Annotated in this window: 14 protein-coding genes; 5 read left to right on the top strand and 9 right to left on the bottom strand. The window is 68.2% G+C overall.

Annotation, left to right across the window (positions count from 1 at the left end):
* Positions 1-6: 6 nt before the first annotated feature.
* The 6 genes from EER30_RS31150 to EER30_RS31125 form a co-directional block, all read right to left on the bottom strand.
* Entirely contained in the window at positions 7-1,086 is a 1,080-nt protein-coding gene (locus EER30_RS31150; protein ID WP_127504211.1) for an ABC transporter substrate-binding protein, read from the bottom strand.
* Positions 1,087-1,229: 143 nt separating this feature from the next.
* Complete coding sequence (locus EER30_RS31145; protein WP_127504210.1) at positions 1,230-2,003, bottom strand: DeoR/GlpR family DNA-binding transcription regulator; 774 nt, start codon at positions 2,001-2,003, stop codon at positions 1,230-1,232.
* 40 nt (positions 2,004-2,043) lie between these two features.
* The gene (locus EER30_RS31140; RefSeq protein WP_127504209.1) at positions 2,044-3,486 is read right to left on the bottom strand and encodes a rhamnulokinase; all 1,443 of its coding nucleotides are present in this window, start codon (positions 3,484-3,486) and stop codon (positions 2,044-2,046) included.
* Positions 3,487-3,682: 196 nt separating this feature from the next.
* A complete protein-coding gene (locus tag EER30_RS31135; protein ID WP_127504208.1) occupies positions 3,683-3,925 on the bottom strand; it encodes a hypothetical protein in 243 nt (80 codons plus the stop codon).
* Between the two features lie 118 nt (positions 3,926-4,043).
* Entirely contained in the window at positions 4,044-5,588 is a 1,545-nt protein-coding gene (locus tag EER30_RS31130; RefSeq protein ID WP_127504207.1) for a chemotaxis protein CheW, read from the bottom strand.
* Positions 5,585-7,996 (bottom strand): methyl-accepting chemotaxis protein, encoded by a 2,412-nt coding sequence (locus EER30_RS31125; protein WP_284699727.1) that lies wholly within the window; start codon positions 7,994-7,996, stop codon positions 5,585-5,587. The genes EER30_RS31130 and EER30_RS31125 overlap by 4 nt, the downstream gene beginning before the upstream one ends.
* 478 nt (positions 7,997-8,474) lie before the next feature.
* On the opposite strand from EER30_RS31125, the gene EER30_RS31120 reads away from it, so the two are divergent.
* Complete coding sequence (locus tag EER30_RS31120; protein ID WP_127504206.1) at positions 8,475-9,173, top strand: carbonic anhydrase; 699 nt, start codon at positions 8,475-8,477, stop codon at positions 9,171-9,173.
* Positions 9,174-9,259: 86 nt separating this feature from the next.
* On the opposite strand, the gene EER30_RS31115 is transcribed toward EER30_RS31120, so the two are convergent.
* Positions 9,260-10,180, bottom strand: coding sequence for a helix-turn-helix transcriptional regulator (locus EER30_RS31115; protein WP_127504205.1), 921 nt, complete (start codon positions 10,178-10,180; stop codon positions 9,260-9,262).
* A 120-nt stretch (positions 10,181-10,300) separates the two neighbouring features.
* On the opposite strand from EER30_RS31115, the gene EER30_RS31110 reads away from it, so the two are divergent.
* Positions 10,301-11,149: an SDR family NAD(P)-dependent oxidoreductase gene (locus tag EER30_RS31110; protein ID WP_127504204.1), complete on the top strand. Its 849-nt coding sequence runs from the start codon at positions 10,301-10,303 to the stop codon at positions 11,147-11,149.
* Between the two features lie 71 nt (positions 11,150-11,220).
* Here the strand turns inward: EER30_RS31110 and EER30_RS31105 are convergent, their stop codons facing one another.
* Together EER30_RS31105 and EER30_RS47400 are read right to left on the bottom strand one after the other, a co-directional pair.
* Positions 11,221-11,529 carry a hypothetical protein gene (locus tag EER30_RS31105; protein ID WP_127504203.1) on the bottom strand — a complete coding sequence of 103 codons (309 nt, stop codon included), beginning with the start codon at positions 11,527-11,529 and terminating at the stop codon, positions 11,221-11,223.
* Positions 11,530-11,897: 368 nt separating this feature from the next.
* On the bottom strand, positions 11,898-12,353 hold the full coding sequence (locus tag EER30_RS47400) for an RDD family protein (protein ID WP_164842538.1): 456 nt from the start codon (positions 12,351-12,353) through the stop codon (positions 11,898-11,900).
* Positions 12,354-13,502: 1,149 nt separating this feature from the next.
* On the opposite strand from EER30_RS47400, the gene EER30_RS31095 reads away from it, so the two are divergent.
* The 3 genes from EER30_RS31095 (at position 13,503) to EER30_RS31085 (ending at position 18,090) form a co-directional block, all read left to right on the top strand.
* Complete coding sequence (locus EER30_RS31095; protein WP_127504201.1) at positions 13,503-13,976, top strand: SRPBCC family protein; 474 nt, start codon at positions 13,503-13,505, stop codon at positions 13,974-13,976.
* Positions 13,977-14,143: 167 nt separating this feature from the next.
* Positions 14,144-14,521, top strand: a complete 378-nt coding sequence (locus tag EER30_RS31090; RefSeq protein ID WP_127504200.1) for a hypothetical protein — start codon at positions 14,144-14,146, stop codon at positions 14,519-14,521.
* Positions 14,518-18,090, top strand: coding sequence for an AAA domain-containing protein (locus EER30_RS31085; RefSeq protein WP_127504199.1), 3,573 nt, complete (start codon positions 14,518-14,520; stop codon positions 18,088-18,090). Before EER30_RS31090 ends, EER30_RS31085 begins: the two co-directional genes overlap by 4 nt.
* The last annotated feature ends 281 nt before the right edge of the window (positions 18,091-18,371 follow it).

The raw sequence follows: 18,371 nt of genomic DNA, 5'->3' as shown, positions 1-18,371 counted from the left end.
GCGGCGCTAGTAGGCATTGGCGAGTTCGGACCGGGCGTTCTCCGGGGTGTACTCCTTGTCGGAGATGATGGTCTTCTCCACGACGCCCTTGCCGCTGTAGAAGTCCTCCAGCGCCTGGAAGGCGAGGGGGCCGAAGCGCGGGTTCGATTCGATGACGCCGGCGATCCAGCCGTCGAGGATGCCTTGCACCGCACCCTTCGTCCCGTCAATGGTGATGATCTTGACGTCGCCGGCCTTCTTGCCGGCGGCCTTCAGCGCGGCCACCGCGCCGAGCGCCATCTCGTCGTTCTCGGCGTAGATCGCGCCGATGCCGGGGTTGGCGGAGATCAGTTGCTCGGTGACCTTCTGACCCTTCTCCCTGGTGAAGTCGCCGGTCTGCTCGGCGACGATCTTCAGCTGGGAGTTCTTGGCGACGAGCTGGTCCTTGAATCCCTTGGTGCGGTCGACGGTCACGTTGACACCGGACGCGCCGAGCAGGATCGCCACCTCACCCTGATCACCGGTTGCTTTGATCATGGCATCGGCCGCGCGCCGCCCTTGCACGACGAAGTCGGAGCCGATCCAGCCCAGGTAGTCCACGCACGGGGTCTTGGTGGTCAGCAGCCGGTCGATTGTCATGACCGGCACCTTCGCGTCCTTCGCCGCCGTCAATGCCGGGTCGAGGCCTTCGGAGTTGAGCGGCGAGATGATCAGTGCTTTGGCGCCCTGCGCGATCATGCCCTGGATGTCGGCGATCTCCTTGTTGAGATCGGACTGGGCGTTGGTGGTGATGAGCTTGATACCCCGTTTGGCCGCCTCGTCCTTGATGGACTGAGTCTCCGTGATCCGAAACGGGTTGGCTTCCTTCTCTGACTGGGCGAAGCCCACCGTGACAGTCTTCAGGTCAAGCGCGGGGACACCGCTGTTGTACTTCTCCGGCGTACAGGAGCCAGCTCCGGAGGTGGCCTGAACCTGCTGCGCGGCGGAACTGCCCGCCTCGGGTTCAGCCTCCTCGGCGGCGCTCTTGGTACAGGCTGCGGCCGGGACGAGGACGAGGGCGAGGGTGCCGGCGAAGGCACCACGGACGAGACATCGGGACGGAGGCATCGGAGGCCTTCCTTCACTGAGGTACGACAAGAAGGCGCCGTGGTCAGAAGAGGAAGCCCAGCGCCACAATGTGAAACAGTTTGACGTGAAGCTGGTCGGATCGTAAGCAGAAGATGCCAGGATCTGTCAAGAGTGATCGCCGGCTACGCCACCTGGACGTCGACGCCCGCCACCCGCAGCCGGTCCAGTATCTCCTCGTCGGCGGCCTCGTCGGTCACCAGCACGTCGATGCGCTCGGCCGGCACCGTCTGGCACATCGTGTCGCGGCCCAGCTTCGTGTGGTCGGCCAGCACCACCACCTGCTGCCCCGCCGCCATCAGAGCCTGATCAGTCGCCGCCGCGAACACGTTGGGCGTGGTCAGGCCGCGTTCCGCGGTCACGCCGTCCCCGGACAGGAAGACCTGGGCGCCACGCAGCCCGGTCAGCGCGACCTCCGCGATCGGGCCCACAGCGGCACCGATCGACCGGCGCAGCGCGCCACCGATCAGCACCACATCGATCTGCGGTGCGTCGAGCAGCGCATTGGTCACCGAGATCGAATTCGTGACCACCGTCAGCTGACCGAGGACGGCGAGATGCCTGGCCAGCGCGCTGGTGGTGCGGCCCGGCCCGAGCAGTACCGCGCTGCCCTCGGCGACCAGTGCCGCCGCCCGTGCGGCGATCGCCTCGCGCGGCCCGGCCACCGGATCCGCGCCGTTCGGGCCGGCTGCCGGAATCGCCCGCGCCGGCTTCGGCCCGGGCCGCGGACCAGCACCGCCACGGGTCAGGGCGAGCACGCCCTCGGCCGCCAACAAGCGCAAATCCCGCCGCACCGTCGACTCCGAGATGCCCAGCGCCGCGGCCAGGTCCCGGAATGACACGTAGCCGTGGTCGCGGACATGAGCCAGCAGGCGCCGGCGACGCTCGGCGATCAGCATGGACAGCACCTCCGGGCCCCCAGCAACGATGCAGAATATGTCAGATCTTGTCACTGCTGTCGAGTAGCGTCAAAAAACGCCGGTAGGCCGTCTCGGCGCGATCGGACGTCCGCGGTTCGTACCGGCGCGGCGGCAACGACCCGGCCGCCACCTCACGCATTTCCGCCAGCGAACCCAACTCGCCGGCCGCCCGGGCCTGCACCAGCAGATTACCCACGGCGGTCGCCTCCACCGGACCGGCCAGCACCGTCCGGCCGGTCAGGTCGGCGGTGAGTCGGCACAGCAACGAGTTGGCGGCCCCGCCACCCACGATGTGCAGCACATCAGCTCGCCGCCCGGCCAGCTGCTCGGCCCGTTCCAGACTCCAGCGGTGCTTGCAGGCCAAGCTGTCCAGCACGCAGCGCACCACAGCCGCCCGGTCCTGCGGAACCGGCTGCCCACCCCGCCGGCACGCCGCGACCAGCTGCGCCGGCATGTCCCGCGGGCTGACGAACGCCGGATCGTCCGGATCCACCAAGCCCTGAAATCCCGGCGCCTGCTCCGCCGCGGCGACCAGCTCGCCGTACGACGGCGAACGCCAAGCCGCCCGGCACCGCTGCAACAACCACAACCCGGTCCCGTTGCGCAAGAACCGGATCGTCGCGTCGATGCCGGCCTCGTTGGAGAACCCGGCCAGCCTGGCCTCGTCGGTCAGCACCGGCGCCGCCAGCTCGAGGCCGACCAGCGACCATGTGCCGGAGGACAGATAGCTGAACGACTCGGTCTCGGCCGGCACCGCAGCCACCGCCGACGCTGTGTCGTGCCCGGCAACCGTCCACAGCTGGACCTCCGGGTGCTCGCGCAACCGGCCGACCCCGGTGCCCGGCGGCACCACCTCGAAGTCGAACAGCCGGCGCGGAATACCGAGCTTGTCGATGACACCGGTCGCCCAGGTCCGCGTGCCCACATCCAGAAGCTGACTGGTGCTCGCGATGGTCTGCTCGGTCACCGCGTGACCGGTCAGCCAATAGCCGAACAGGTCGGGCAGCAACACCACACGCTCGGCTGCCTCCAGCTGCGCGGAACCCTCCATCGCAACCAGCTGGCTGGCCGTGTTGATCGGCAACGGAGCCGTTCCGGTGGTCCGGTAGATTTCCCCTGCCCCGACGCGGGCTGCGATCAGGTCCGGACTCGACCGGGTCCGCGGATCGCGATAATGCCACGGATTGCCGACCAGACCACCGGCCCGGTCCAGCAGCGCGAAGTCGTTGCCCCACGCGTCGATGCCGACCCCGTCGATCGGCCCGGCCGCGGCTGCCGCGGCGATCCCCGCCGACAGATCCGCGAACAGGGCCAGCACGTCCCAGTGCAAGCCGTCCGGCAAAGCAACCGGCCGATTGACGAACCGGTGCACCTCCTCGACCGAGAGCCGGCCGTCCCGCAAGGTTCCGCGCACCACCCGGCCGCTCTCGGCGCCCAGATCGACCGCTACGAACACCGGCACCGGCCGATCTTATCCCGGACCCGTCGGCGAACAGGTGCTCTAACTCTCACCCGCTTGCCGCGGGGCCCGGCGCCCCATGCGGAGGAGGGCACCGGGCCGAGTTACCTGTGCGATGCTGTCAGGCCTCTCGTCCGGGACCGCTACCTGCGACAACGTGGTGCCTGAGGTCCCCGGCTGCTTGCCAGGCTTGCGGCCACTACGGCCACGCATCTCCGAGCGGGCGATCCAGGCCCGAACGGTTTTCGGGTCGTAGTGCAGCTGCCACATCGGCCGGCATGTCGAGGGTGATGGTGCGCGGCCAGTCGGCCTCAACAATGGCCAGCGACCACCGGCCCAGAGATGTCACGACGACAGTCGCACTGTCGTCGCCGGTCACCGCACCGAGCCGCCTGAGCAGGTCCACGAGTCCGGCGAACGGATCGCGGGTCTCGTGATTCACCTACTGGGTGAGTGAATGGACGTACCCACCCCGACCGGTCGTCGTCCTCCTCGCACCGCTCGACGATAGCGACCAACGGACTGCTAGGCCCCTACGAGGGCCCGGCAACCACCGTCGGTCAACCGACCCGAGCCGGCTGCACCATCGCGGGTGCGCTGTCCAGCGGTGTAACCGGATCCGCCCTTTCGGTGTGGCCGCGGCGCTGGTGGAGATGTTCGGTGGCGATGGCGGTAAGGTCGAAATGGGGCACAAGCCGGTTCTCCTCGGGCGTGCCGATGCTGACCAGCGGCCGTTGCCGGAGGCCGCCAGCGGCCGTGTTGGACTCCTCCCAAAGGGACTGTTCGATCGCGTGCAGGTCCGGGACGACGAATCCGACGGTGGTGCCGGCGATGGTCACCAGCAGTACCCGGTCGGTGTCGGGATCGGGATCGTGCTGATGCCCGAGTAACACGGGCAGGTTGATCAGCGGAATCGTCGTGTGGCGATGGGCGAAAATGCCGATCATGGGTGCCTCGTCGAGGCGCACATAGCGGCTGGGGTAGGGCAGGATCTCGTCGATCTGCTCCAGCGGTGTGGCGGCCTCGACCCCAACGCTGTACGTGAGGAACTTGCGCGCACTCGGGATGATGCTGTGCCGGTCCCGCCCGGCGACGCCGGTGTCGCCCGGCGGGACCGCCTCGGCGGCCTGTGAATCGAGCCGCATGTTCATCGCTCCGAACTCGGCCAGTTCGACGTTCTCTCGAAGCGCGCGCCCGTCGAGGACGAGGTACTGGCGGTCGTCGGTGGTGAGCAGCCCGGCGAGTAGGCCGTGATCCGGGTTCCGTAGCGCGGGGATGGGCAGGATGTCGTCGGTGGGCACCGTGGTGATGTCGGTGACGTCGGTCGCGGTCAGGGCGATCAGCCCACGTGGCAGGGAGATCACGACGCCACGGTGGGTGTCGGTGCGCGGCTGCCGTCCCAGGCCGAGCAGCGTGATGGGGTCGATGGCCGGGACGGCGTGGTTGTCGAGGTGGGCGACGCCCCGGCAGATCGGGCCGTCCAGGGGTGAGGCTCGCAACGTGAGGTCGGGCACGACGGTGTGCACGTACGTGACATCGATGCACAGACCGATGCCGCCGCAATCGAACATCAGCAGGGTACGGCGGGGCGCCTGGCCCTGTCCCGCGGCGGCGGCTGCGGTGACGGCCCGGTCCGGCCGCTGGGCAGGGTCGGTGACGGCGGGGATCCCCGGCATGCCGACGATGGTGGCGGCGTCCAGCAACGCGATGACGGCGCTGTCGTCGTCGCGCTCGAAGGTGTGCGAGAACAGGGCCGGTCCGTTCCCGCCGATATGCACCGCGAGCAGGGCGTCGCCGGCGACGTAAGTCGAGCCCTCGATGGCGTCGGCGAGCAGACCGAACAGCTGGCCGTCGCTGGAGACGATGATGATGACCTCGCCCGTTCCGGCCGCCGACGGATACCCGGCGAGCAGGCAAGGATCGAGCACCGGGATGACGGTATGGCGCAGGTTGACCGCGCCGAGCAGCCCGGCCCCCGCGGTCGGTAGCGGGCTGAACTCGGCCGGCCGGACGATGACCTCACGAAGTTCCTCCAGCGGCAGCGCCAGCCGCAGACCGCCGGTGCGGAAGACGCCGTAGAGGGTAGGGGCGGCGGCGGTCGTCATGACGCAGCGCTGCTGTCCACCAGCTCGGTGATGAGCTGGGCGACGTGATGCGACACGGTCTGCTGTTCCTCGGTCGAGGCGGCGATCCGGCGGATGGTACTGCTGGTCTCGGCGACATTGGATAGGATCTGCCCGAAGGAGCTCTGCGCGCGCTGACTGACGGTGGCGCCCTGGCTGACCCGGCCTGCGGACTCGTGGATCAGCTGGCTGATCTCGCGAGCGGCGGCCGAGGATCGTTCGGCCAGCTTGCGTACCTCGCCGGCGACCACCGAGAAGCCGACGCCGTGCTCACCGGCGCGCGCGGCCTCGATGGAGGCGTTGAACGCCAGCAGGTTGGTTTGGCCGGCGATCTCACCGATCACCGTGACGATCGCGGCGATCTGCTCCGACGACTTCTGGATCAGCTCGATGGCTTCGATCGACTTGCGCAGTTCCTCGTAGCCCTCCTGAGCGTTGTGGTGAGTGGTGTCGGCCAAGGTGGTGGCCCGCGTGGCGGCCGTGGTGATCTCGTCGATTGCCGTGGTCAGCGAGGTCACCGACGCCTTCATGTCGTGGGTCTTGGTGGCCAGCTGGTGTTCCAGCAGGACCTGGTCGGTGATGTCGTACGCGTACTTGACCACCTTGTAGACGACGTTGTGCAGGTCGCGGATGGGGATGTAGCTGGCCCGAATCCACACCTCCCGGTCGTACTTGCCGACCCGGTGGAACCGGCCGCCGTGGATCTCACCGGCTCCGAGCCGGTGCCAGAAGTCGCGGTACTCGGGCGAGACGATGTAGTCGGGCGGGCACAGCATCGAGTGGTGCTGACCGATCAGCTCCCGCTCGGTGTAGCCCATCGTGCGCTGGAAGTTGTCGTTCGCGGCCAGGATGTTGCCGTCCAGGTCGAACTCGATGACCGCTTGGGCAAGGCTGATCGCCGTGTCCTTGCCCTCGAACTCGCCGGTGCGTTGTTTGGCAGCCGTTACATCGATGGCGAACTTGATCACCTTGGCCGGCCGGCCGTCGGCGTCGAGGATCGGGTTGTAGGTGGCTTGCAACCACACATCGTGGCCGTCCTTGGCGATGCGCCGGTACTCCCCGCCTTGATACTCGCCGCGTCCCAGCCGCTCCCAGAACAGCATGTATGCGGCCCCGGAGGTCTCCGCCGAGTCGACGAACATGCGGTGGTGATGTCCGACGATCTCGTCGATGGTGTAGCCCATGGCGTCGAGGAAGTTCTGGTTCGCGGTCAGGATCGTGCCGTCTAGGTCGAACTCGATGACGGCCTGAGACCGGCTGATCGCGGCGACCTTGCCCTCGAACTCGGCGGTGCGGTGCTGCTCCTCGGTGATGTCTGCGGCGAACTTGAACACCTTCATCGGCCGGCCGTCGGCGTCGAGGACGGGGTTGTACGAGGCCAGCAGCCATACCTCCCGGCCGCCCTTGGCGATGCGCTTGAACTCGCCGGACTCGAACTCGCCGCGACCCAGGCGCTTCCAGAATTCGGCGTACTCCGGCCGCTCGGCGCTGCCCGGCGACATGAAGATGCGGTGGTTCTGTCCGACAATCTCGTCGATGGTGTAACCCATGGTGTCCAGGAAGTTCTGGTTCGCGGTCAGAATGGTGCCGTCCATGTCGAATTCGATCATCGCCCGGGACCGGCTGACCGCGGCGATCTTGCCCTCGAACTCGGCGGTGCGCTGCCGGTCGGCGGTGATGTCCGCGGCGAACTTGACTACCTTGACCGGTCGGCCGTCGGCGCCGAGGATTGGATTGTAGGTCGCCCGCAACGACAGCGGCCGGCCGTCCTTGGCCAACCGGGTGTACACCCCCGTCTGGAACTGTCCTTCACCCAGCGCCTTCCAGAACTCGCGGTACGCGGTCCCGCGGGCCTCGTGCTCCGACACGAACATGCGGTGGTGCTGACCCACCACCTCCTCGCGGGTGTAGCCCACGGTGTCGAGGAAGTTCTGGTTGGCGTCCAGGATCGTGCCCGACAGATCGAATTCGATCACCGCTTGGGAGCGGTTGAGGGCGATGATTTTGCCCCGATCGTCCTCGGCGTGCCGCTGGGAGGCCCGCTGCGCCTCGTCACCGGGGGCCGTGGTGCGGTCCTCGACTGCCAGCAGCACCGCGTCCCGGTCGTCGACTTCGGCCCCCGTCACGGCGAGCGTGCGCTGCCGCTCCGAGCCCGGCCACGCCACCACCTCGGCGGGTACGAGTCCCTTCGGACCCGTCTGCACCAGGGCCTGTACCACCGGCCCGGGCACGCCCCACAACGCGCCCAGAGTCTCCCCGGCGACCTCGTCCGCCGGCAATCCCATCAGTGAGCAGAAGGCCGCGTCGGCCGACCGCACGACCCCGGTGCCCGCATCCACGATCACCAGGCAGAACTCGTGGCTGAGAATCTGAGCCGCGGCCTGCTCCACACCTGTCTCAGACAGTGAAAAACTCGAACGCGACATGTCTGCTCCTGATTCCGGTAAACGATCTCGTTATCCCGTTCGACTGGTAGGCGACAGTGGTTAACGAACGCCGGTGAGCATTGGGTTGCAATGCCGTTAGCGTGGGTTCGGTGCGTCCGAGCCCGGCTGCCCGCCGCCAGGTCGGTGGGCTGTTCGTCCCTCTGCCTCCGCCTTTGACGAGAGTTCGCTCGGATCCGACCGTCGCAGGCGTTCTCCATCGCCACCGGCGCCGGCTCGGTTGAACGCCGGACCGGGTCGCATCGAGCTGGCCCTCCGCACGAGGAGGTCGCCACCGCCGGACTTCGCGGCAGGACGGCGGGTGCTGCGCCGGGGGAAGGGCTCGAGAGTTGAGGAGGCGTGGGGAAGTCCACGGACCTTCGTATTCGGGCTCGACCGGCCGAATTGTGCCGGGGTCACCCCCGACTCAGTCTGGAGCCCCAGCATGACCGAATCGCTTCTCCGCCGCTCGCCGTTCAGAACCGGCAGTGCCGTGGCCGGCTCGACCGGTTTCGAAGGCTCCGTCGTGGCGGAGGCATGCGCGACGGCTGCCGCACCCCGAACGCCGAACGGAGCCCTGGCCGTGCTGCTCGCCGGTAACCGACGGTTCGTCGGCGGTCATGCCGAACACCCGCATCAGACGCCGACGCGGGTGAGGCAGATCGCCGCCCGCCAGGACCCGTTCGCGATCGTGCTGGGCTGCGCCGACTCGCGGGTCGGGGCAGAACTGCTCTTCGATCAAGGCCTCGGTGACCTGTTCGTGAACCGGGTGGCCGGCAACCTGGTCGACGATCTACTGTTGGGCAGCATGGAATACGCGGTGGAGGAATTCGCCCCACCGCTGCTGATCGTTCTAGGCCACGAGCGATGCGGCGCGATCCAGTCGACGATCGCTGCGATCAACGGTGGCGGCACGGCACCGGGGCACATCGGCACCATTTTGGCGGCGCTGGAGCCGATCGTCGCTCCGTACGCGAAGGACGCGGACGCGGTCGAGGCGGGGGTCCGGGCCAACGTGAAGGCACAGGCCGCCGGGATCCTCGCGCAAAGCGGCATCGTCCGGGAACGGGTCGAGAAAGGTGCGATGGCGGTCGTCGGAGCCCGGTACAACATGGACACCGGGTGGGTCGAGGTATTGGGCTGAACACCTCGAGCGAAGCGGTTCGGTCCCCGACGGACCGGCCCGCGCTTGCGTGGCATTCGTGGTCATCGTGTCCCACCGGCGGCTTCTCAGGCTCGCTTGTGGGGCTCGGGTGGTTCGGTCCGGGGTGAGGACGAGTCCAGCTGGACACGGCCGCCGCGCGGTGCGGCTGTCCCGCGGGACAGCAGCGACAGCAGGCCCAGATTGTCGTGCGAGCTGCTGCCCGGGTCGGTGTGGTAGATGAACAGCACCTGGTCCGCGTCGCCGGGTAGCGGCAGCGCCTCGTACCGGAGCGTCATCGGGCCCACGGCCGGGTGAGCCACCCGTTTGATGCCATGGGTGCGCTCGTGCACCTGGTGTCCGTTCCACCACGCGGAGAACTCGGCGCTCTTGATGGTCAGCTCACCGACCAGCTCGTTCAGCCGTACGTCGTCGGGATGACGCCCGGCGTAGAGGCGCAACGTGCCGACCACCTCGGCAGCCACCGTGCGCCAGTCGAGGAACAGCTCGGCCGCCGCCGGATCCAGGAACATCCACCGCGCGTAGTTGCGTTCCCGCGGCGGCATCCTGGTCCAGTCGGTGAACAGCTCCCGGGCCAGCGTGTTCGCGGCGAGCACGTCGGTGCGTCGGCCGAGGATCAGGGCTGGATGTTCGCTCATCGAGGCGATCAGCTGCTGCATGGCCGGCCGCACACGCTGCGCGGGTGGTTGTGCCGTCTTGTGGCGTACCGGACGGGCGAGGTCGGCCAGGTGTGCGCGACCCGCCGGTTCGAGCCGGAACACGCGAGCCAGCGCTTCGAGCACCGCCTCCGACGGGCTCGAGTGCCGGCCCTGTTCCAGTCGGGTGTAGTAGTCGACGCTGACCCCGGCGAGCTGAGCGACCTCCTCGCGCCGCAGTCCGCGCACTCGCCGTTTCACCGGGCCACCATCGTCGAGTCCTACGGCCTCCGGCGTCAGGCCGGCCCGGCACCTGCGCAGGAAGTCGCCCAGATCCGAACGCGAAGCTGCCATGCCCCGATGGTCGCACCATCCCCGCCCGGTACACACGGCCTGGGTGGGCATGTCGTTCCCAGGTAGCGTTGGGCCTGCTCAGCCGTGTCCGGCCAGGTCCGGGCGATCGAGCATGGAGCCATGTCCAACACATGGTTCGTCACTGGCACCTCCCGAGGCCTCGGCCTCGAACTCGTCCGGCAACTGTTGTCGCAGGGGCACAACGTCGCGGCCACGTCCCGCTCCGCCGAACGCCTCACTGCCGCTCTCGACGACGTCGACCGCACGCGGCTGCTGCCGGTCGAACTCGACCTCACCGACGAGCGGGCCGTCACCGCCGCGATCACCGCGACCGCAGACCGATTCGGCGGGATCGACGTCGTGGTCAACAACGCCGGCTACGGGTTCCTCGGCGCGGTCGAGGAGACCAGCAGCGCCGAGGTCCGGCGCATGTTCGAGGTGCAGATCTTCGGCGTCTGGAACGTGTTGCGTGCCGTGCTGCCCGGCATGCGGTCCGCACGCCGCGGACATGTCATCAACGTGTCGTCGATCCTCGGCCTGACCGCGTTCGGGGGGTGGGGGCTGTACTGCGCCGGCAAGTTCGCCCTGGAGGGACTCTCCGAGTCGCTCGCGGCCGAGGTCGCCGAGTTCGGCATCAGGGTTTCGCTGGTCGAGCCCGGCTACACGCGGACCGACTTCCTGCGTCCGGTCTCGCTTGGTCTGCCCGCGTCGACCGTGGACGGGTACAGCGCGATCCGGGAGATGACCACGGCACACCTCGCGATGCCGGGCACCCAGCTCGGCGACCCGGCCAAGGTGGCGGCGGCCGTCATCGAGGTCGCCTCGAACAGCGCGTCGCCACTGCATCAGGTGCTCGGCTCCGACTCGTACGGGCTGGCGAAGGCTCGTGTGGAGTCGCTGCTCAGCGACGTGGAGGCGGGCCGCAACCTGGCTCTGACGACGGACGTCAGCACCGGACATCCACTGTAGAAAGTCGCACCGGGTGCGGGCAGCAGGGACAGGCTGATCACCGCAGCCACGGCGACGGACGGAAGCCTGGGTCAGTACGCATCATCTCGCCGATTTGCGCAAGCGGCTGGGGCTCTGCCGGAGAGCGTCGGACCGCCGGGGACCTGCTTGCTGCCGGTGAGGAGCGCTGGGCGGCACGGCAGCAGCAGAAGCGGGAGCGAGAGGCGGCCGCCGAACCGGTCCAGTGCCGCGGCGGTCGAGTCGAGTCGTTCCACCGGCAACGAGCGGTCGGCGCCGGCCCGGCGCAGCTTTGTGGCGGCGGCGGCCTGCCCGGCCATGGCCGCGTCGAGCCGTCCCGCAGCGTCGAGGGCAGCCTCACGGCGTACCCGCAGAAGTGTCACGGCCCGGTCCAGATCGCGTTCGGCCTGCATGATCGCGGTGCGAGGCGGCAGTGCCGCGCGCCGAGCAACGAGGCGAACGAGTCGGGCGGGGTGCTGGGCCGAGTTGGTCGAAGGTCGTGAACATGGCCCCCGGACAGTTGCTCCAGGGGCCGTTCGGGTCAGCCGATAGAGACGGTGGCGGTGCCGATGACAATCCGGTGGTCGGAGCAAGAGCCGGGACTTTGATCAGCCGATCGCGCCGGCCAGTTGGCAGGACTGCGGTCTCGAGGTCCACTCCCGAGCCTCGAGCCGCCGTCTCCGCTCAGCTCCCGACAGCCGCGTGGCCGGGATCGAGATCACCGGCCACGCGGCGAACCGTGGTACGCTGGTCAGTTGCGCACGACCAGCGTCTTGGCGGCCAGGTCGCCGATCCGCTGCCGCCGCTCGGTCGACAACACCACGATGAAACCGACCAGATAGCCGACCAGCCCGTCGATGATGCGCAGCAGCGTGCGGATGACGACCGCGCCCATGCCGGGCCGGTTCCCGGTGTTCGCGTCGACGACCCGGATGCCCGTGACCATCTTGCCGAGGGTGCGGCCGAGTAGCCCTTCCAGCAGAACGTAGTAGCCAATCGTGATCACCAACAGCAGCAGGCTCCCGCCGGGCGACAACCGCGTATAGGCGAATCCTGATCCGGTAGTCGTCTCCCCGAACAGTGACGAGATGACGCCGCCGATGCCGCCCAGAACGACGCCGTCGATGAGGGTGGCCACGACCCGCCGCCCGGTTACCCGGACGTCCGTTCCCGTCGTGGTCGCCGATTGAGTGTTCGCATAGGACATTGAAACCCTCCCCGCTTCAATCATTTGTCGGGGTCGATACCCAGGCTCCGTTGTCGCCACACCTGTCGAGCAGCCGGGAGCGGACCCGCGTCGACGGAGTAGGGGCATTTCGCAGTCCGTGGCGACCTGCTGATTGAGGTCAAGCTGGCCGACCGCGTCGAGGATATCGATGGGGCCGCACCGCACACTCAAACCACCCGACCAACCCCGGAGCTGTCGGCGTGCCGCCGTTACTCGTTCAGGAATCGTGCCTCTCGCTCGGAGGGACGAGCGTCCGGCGGTTGGCACGTTCCGCGGGCATGACAGCGAGGACGAAGGCGGATACTCCGAGAATTGCCGTGGCCGGGTTGACGTACCCGGGCACGGCTGAGGTCGTATATGTGCCGCCATCGCTGAGCCGGCAGTCGAATCGAAGCCACACATACCCGACGTCATACCCAACGACATGGCCCGCGACCTGATCGCCCGCCTCACGACATGGCCCGAGAGGGGAGGAGCCGGCGCCCCCGTCCTCCGCCTGCATGACCGCCGCCAGCACGTGAAGCATCCCCCACACGTACAGGGACACGGCGCCTGAACAGGCCAGGAGTCCTGCTGTGCGCAGCCATCCCCGCTGCGGACGTCCCCCGTTTCTGCGCAGCGTCACGAGCGCACGAACCGCGAGGACCACTGCGGCGAGTGCTCCGGCCACCGATGCGCCTGCTAGAACGAGAAAGTGCACAGTGCCCCCGTGGTAGTCGCGGGTTTGCCCCCATCGGGGTCAACCTGGCCGGCCATCCTCGGGCCGTCGTTACATTTCAACCGCGCTGGTTGCGATCTGAGTTACCTTAGAGAGATCGAGTAGTGCGTCAACTGGTCTTCGGGTGCTGTCGGGGAATCTCCTCGTGCCTCACACCCGTGACCTGGCCATCTGTACGGGCAGCGAGTCGCCGACGACCGTCCGAACGGATTTCGCATAACGGTAGCGCGGGCCAACGATGATCTTCATGCGAACTGGCAGTCTGAATCGGGATATCCCGTACGGCCGGTGGGAACGGATCTGGCGGGAGCGGAACCTCACGTGGTGATCTCGTGTTTGCTCGTGGCCTGGCGGCCGGCCAGGCAACGCTGGGCTGACCTCGAGCCCCATCCGAGTACAGGAGTCGCCGTATGGCCCGGTTTACCGTCACCCAGCAGGTGCGTGCGCCGGCCGCCTCGGTGTGGGCCGCGATGGTGGACTGGCGCCGGCACGGCGACTGGGCGCCGTTGACGGTTGTGCGGGTGACGACATCCCGGCCCAACGGTGTCGGTGTGGAGTTCGTCGCCCGGACTGGGATCGGTTGGTTGGCGTTCGACGACCCGATGACGGTGGAGCTGTGGCGGCCGCCGGGCGGGAACGCGCCGGGTGACGGGCCGGGCCGCTGCGAGGTGGTCAAGCGGGGCCGGGTGGTGCGCGGCAGAGCCGGGTTCTCGGTGGTGCCGTTGCACTCCGGCCGGTGCCGAGTCGATTGGGACGAGGACGTGGCTGTGACTCCTCATCGCGTCACAAGACTCGCCGGACCATTGTTGTCTTTGGCCGGCCGTATCGGTTTCGGCGCAACCCTGCGAGCGATGGCCCGGGACGTGGAGCAGCAGTCCCGCTGACCAAGATCGGATCACCCCCACCCGGTGATGGTCGTGCCGGGGTGAGCGGGGTGTCTCCCGTCTGGCAAGCCGAATCCCAGTCGGGAAGCCGACAAATTCAACGCTGCGGTTTTTACGATCCGTAGCGTTGCAGGGGCGTTTCAGTCGCGGCTCAGCGGGAGGTACCGGTGTCGGAGGTCGTCGTCGAGGTCAGGTTCACCTCCCTGCCGGAGGACGATGATTTCTCCCTCGACCTGGTGACCGACGAGCTCGCCGAAGACCTGCGTGACCTCGGCGAGGTGCGCCGGCTCGATGCCGTTGTGAGCCCCGACAGCAAAGGTGTCGGCGAGGTGGTGCTGGGAACGCTGGCTGTCGTCGCCACCGCCGACCCCGGCTACGCGCAGGCTCTGGTCGACCTGGTTGTGGGTTTCCTCGGCCGCAATCGCGGTCGTAGGGCGCATCTGAAGGTCGGCGACATCGAACTCACGATCGATCAACCGACTAAGGCGCAGGCTTCCGAGATGATCGACATCGTCCGGAACGCGATCGAACGCACGTACTGTTGAGCCGGCACGCGCTGGTGCTCGGCACCGCGACGTACCGCGCCGACCCAAAGCTCGCCGCCCTACCCGGCGTCCGCCAGGACGTCGAACAGTTGAGAACGGTGCTGGACACCGACGGCGACTTCGACAGCGTCGAACACCACCTCGACCTGCCGGCCGTGCACATGAAGCAGGTCATCGAGGAGTTCTACGGCGCGCGGCGTACCGGTGATCTCGCCCTGTTCTACTACTCCGGTCACGGCATCCAGCACGATGACCGGCAGTCGCTGTTCTTAGGGACTGTCGACACCGATACGACCCTGCTGCACACCACCGCGTTCGACGTCGAGGGCGTGCTGCGCCACCTGCTCAACCACACCAAGGCCAGTCAGAAGGTCGTCCTTCTGGACTGTTGCTTCTCGGGCTCGTTCACCGCGCGCCACCGGTTCAGCGGCGGCGTGCGGCAGGAGCCCCGCCGTCTCAAGCGCGAGCGCGGCACGTTCATGCTCCAGTCGAGCAGCCACCTGAAGGCGTCGAAGGCGCAGGGACCGGACCGGCCGTCGGTGTTCACCGAGGTCCTGCTGGCCGGCCTGCGCGGGGCGGCACAGTCGACTGCTGAGGACGGCTGGATCACCGTCAGCGACCTTTCGCGGTACGCGATGACGGAGACGGCGCGCCGCCGCCAAGAGAAGCCGGTCGAGTCGAGTGAGGGCGTCACCGACCCGATCCCGCTGGTGGCCGGGCAGGGCGAACGGGTGCAGCGGCCGCCGAGCGTGCGGACGGAGGAGCCCGATGACGCACCCTTCGACACCGAACGGTGGCGGCGGTTGCTCAGCTACTACGTCGACTGCCTGCAACGCTCCGCTGTCCTGCAGTTCTTCGTGAACCTGGCCGACAAGGACTCGTACCTTGCCGCGCCCCCGGGTCGCGAGATCATGCTGTCGGCCGCCGAGGCGATTCCTCTCAAAGATCGCGGTCTGGGGCTGGCCAGGCTCGCTGCGGATGGCGGCCGTTCCCTGCAGTACGGCTACCCGGTCGTGGCTTTGCGGAAGAAGGGCAGGCAGCAGGTACGCCTGGCGCCGCTGCTCGTCGCCGACTTGACCGTCGGCGAGGACGGGCTGGCGCATCCGGCGCCGCCGCAGCCCAGTCCCGCTCTGATCGACCATTTCCAGTTGGCCGCGGTCGAGGCGGACGAGCTGCGTCAGGCCGTGGCCGAACTGATCGAACCCGGCGATCGTGAGTCCCTCGCCAAGGCCGTCAATCTGGTGGCAAGCACGTTCGGCGTGAAGCCGGTGTCCGCCCTCGACCCTGAGAACCTGGTCGGAAGGCTCAACGCCGGGCCGATCAACCGGGTGCAGAACGCCGGAATGCTGTTTGCCGCCGGCAGCACGGAGTCTCCGGAGCGGCAGCTGATCGAGGACCTGCAAGACATCACCAAGAACGCGGGAAAGATCGCATCGACCGCCCTCGGCGCCCTGTCGAGTGAGGCCGACGCTGAGGGTGGGCCGGACAACGACGTCTTGACGGTCTCGCTGAGCTCGGTCAACGAGACTCAGGAGGAGATCATTCGGGCGGCGATGAGCCGCCGCCTGACCGTCGCGCAGGGGCCGCCGGGCACCGGCAAGAGCCAACTGGTCACAGCGTTGTTGGCTACTGCCACGGCGGCCGGACAGGGCGTGCTGATCGGCTCGACCAACAACCAGGCGGTCAACGAGGTCGTCGAACGGGTCACCGGCATGGTCGGCCCCGGTCTGGTGCTGCGCACCGGGAACAAGGAATACCGGCAGCAGGAACCGCAATACCTCGCCGAGGTGATGCAGGCGTGGCCGCCGCCGGTGCCGGACGCTCGCGGGCCGTGGAACGAGTTGCGGCTCGCGTCGCAAGAGATCATCCGGCTGCGCCACGATCTTGACCAACGCCGCCTGCTCGAACGAGACCTCGCCGACCTCGCCATCGAACGGGACCTCGCACTCGCCGACACCGACGACTCCGCCCTGGCCGCACTGGTCCACCTCACCGACCGGGCACTGCGAAGCCGGTGGTTCGGATGGTGTTACCGCAGACGCCTGCGGTCACGAGGAGTGTTCGACCGCGCGGCGATCACCGCCCTCGGTGAGCAAGCAGTCATCGAGCAGTGCTGGCGCGAGCGGCGGCAAGAACTCACGTCTCGACCGGGAAGCGCCGAGGAAGCCTGGGAGCGGTTGCGAACCCTGCATCAGCGCACCCGGCCGGAGCACAGCGATCGGCTCCTGCGTGCCCAGATCGCCGCCCGCGTGGCCGCCGGCACGACCCTGCTACGGAACCGGGCCGACGAGATGGCGAAGCCGGACGGGAGAAGCTGGGCGTACATGACCGAGCTTCTGGCCGTCCTGCCCGGCTGGGCGACTACCGCGATGTCGGCCCGGCGCCTGCTGCCCAAGGCCGGGCTGTTCGACCTGGTCGTCATCGACGAAGCCGCCCAATGCACTCCTGCGGCCGTCCTGCCGATGCTCTATCGGGCGAAACGCGCCCTGATCATCGGCGACCCGCGTCAGCTCGCCCCGGTGGTTGAACTCTCCGACGCCGACGACCGAGGCGAACAAGCCCGCCACGGGCTCGGGCACGAGTGGCTGATGAACCGCCGGCTCATCTACCGCAGTCACTCCGCGTACGAGGCGTTCGCGACCGCGGCCGGAAGCACGATCCTGCTGGACGAGCACTACCGCTGCCACCCGGAGATCATCGACGCGCCGAACCGGGTTGTATATCAGAACCGGCTGACCGTGCTCACCGACCCATCCCGGCTGGCCGCACCGGCCGAACCCGCGACCTGCTGGGTGGATGTGCCGGGCCGCTTCAGCCGGGGTGCCACCGGGTCCGGCCGCAACTTCGACGAGGTGCGGGCGGTAGTGGACGAGGTGAGACGGCGGCGCAACGAATATCCGGACGCCTCCATCGGAGTGGTTACCCCGCTCGCCGAGCAGCAGCGGACCTTGGACCGAGCCCTCAAGGAGGCGGGGCTCGGTGACAATCTGCTGTGCGCGACCATCCACAAGTTTCAAGGCAGCGAGAGAGACATCATGGTCATCTCGCCGGTCGGTGCCCAGGGCATCGGCGAGCGCACCCGGGGTTGGCTGGTCAACCAGACGAACCTGTGGAATGTCGCCATCACCCGCGCCAAGTCTCAGTTGATCGTCGTGGGGGACAGGTCGTGGTGGTCCGGGCAGCGAGGGCTGCTCGCCGCGTTCTCCGTGCCGCCCGTGCCGGCGACCGACGACGCCGACGTCGGCCCGCGGCCGGTCGACCGGCTCATCCCCGGGCTGCGCGATGCCGGGCTGACCGTGCAATGGGGCACGCCGCTGCCGGGCTACCCCGTCGATTTGACGCTCGGCCTCGGCGACAAGAAGCTGGCGGTGCTGGTGGACGATCCCGAGGGTGATCCGGAGGGACGGCGGCTACGCCGAATTCTGAGTCGGCTCGACATCATCGCCGCGGTCGTGGAAGTGCGGCGGGTGCCGGCCTGGCGCTGCCTCGCCGAGCCGGAACGTGTCGTGAGGGAGCTGCACGAAGCCATCGGTGCTTCTACTTCTCCACCCAGCTGTTCGGCGAGATGACCGAATGCCACGACCGTCGACGACGGATTCAGCGGCTCCTGATCACCGTCGTGGCTCGTCCTCTGGCGTGGGGGTCGAGCCCGGCCGGACCACGCCTCGCCGATGATGTGCACCATGTACGGCATCGCCCGCCGCGCTTCGGCCCAGGCGAGCAGCAGACTCGACACCTCGACGTGGAATGCCTCGTCCGGCGGTGCGGACGGCCGCAGCATGTAGTGGTCGATGAGGCCGCGAGACATGGATTCGAAGATCGCCTCGCCGATCGCCGGCTTTCCCCAGTC

This window comes from Actinoplanes solisilvae, from assembly GCF_003999975.1.
GTDB classification, from domain to species: Bacteria; Actinomycetota; Actinomycetes; order Mycobacteriales; family Micromonosporaceae; genus Actinoplanes; species Actinoplanes solisilvae.
The sequence above is the reverse complement of the archived record's forward strand: the minus strand, read 5'-3'. Positions and strand labels throughout refer to the sequence as shown.

Excerpts from the sequence above, each read along its gene's own strand:
- EER30_RS31145 (WP_127504210.1), bottom strand. The coding sequence starts at position 2,003 with ATGCTGATCGCCGAGCGTCGCCGGCGCCTGCTGGCTCATGTCCGCGAC.
- EER30_RS47400 (WP_164842538.1), bottom strand. The coding sequence starts at position 12,353 with ATGTCCTATGCGAACACTCAATCGGCGACCACGACGGGAACGGACGTC.
- EER30_RS31110 (WP_127504204.1), top strand. The coding sequence starts at position 10,301 with ATGTCCAACACATGGTTCGTCACTGGCACCTCCCGAGGCCTCGGCCTC.
- EER30_RS31120 (WP_127504206.1), top strand. The coding sequence starts at position 8,475 with ATGACCGAATCGCTTCTCCGCCGCTCGCCGTTCAGAACCGGCAGTGCC.
- EER30_RS31150 (WP_127504211.1), bottom strand. The coding sequence starts at position 1,086 with ATGCCTCCGTCCCGATGTCTCGTCCGTGGTGCCTTCGCCGGCACCCTC.
- EER30_RS31130 (WP_127504207.1), bottom strand. The coding sequence starts at position 5,588 with ATGACGACCGCCGCCGCCCCTACCCTCTACGGCGTCTTCCGCACCGGC.
- EER30_RS31115 (WP_127504205.1), bottom strand. The coding sequence starts at position 10,180 with ATGGCAGCTTCGCGTTCGGATCTGGGCGACTTCCTGCGCAGGTGCCGG.
- EER30_RS31095 (WP_127504201.1), top strand. The coding sequence starts at position 13,503 with ATGGCCCGGTTTACCGTCACCCAGCAGGTGCGTGCGCCGGCCGCCTCG.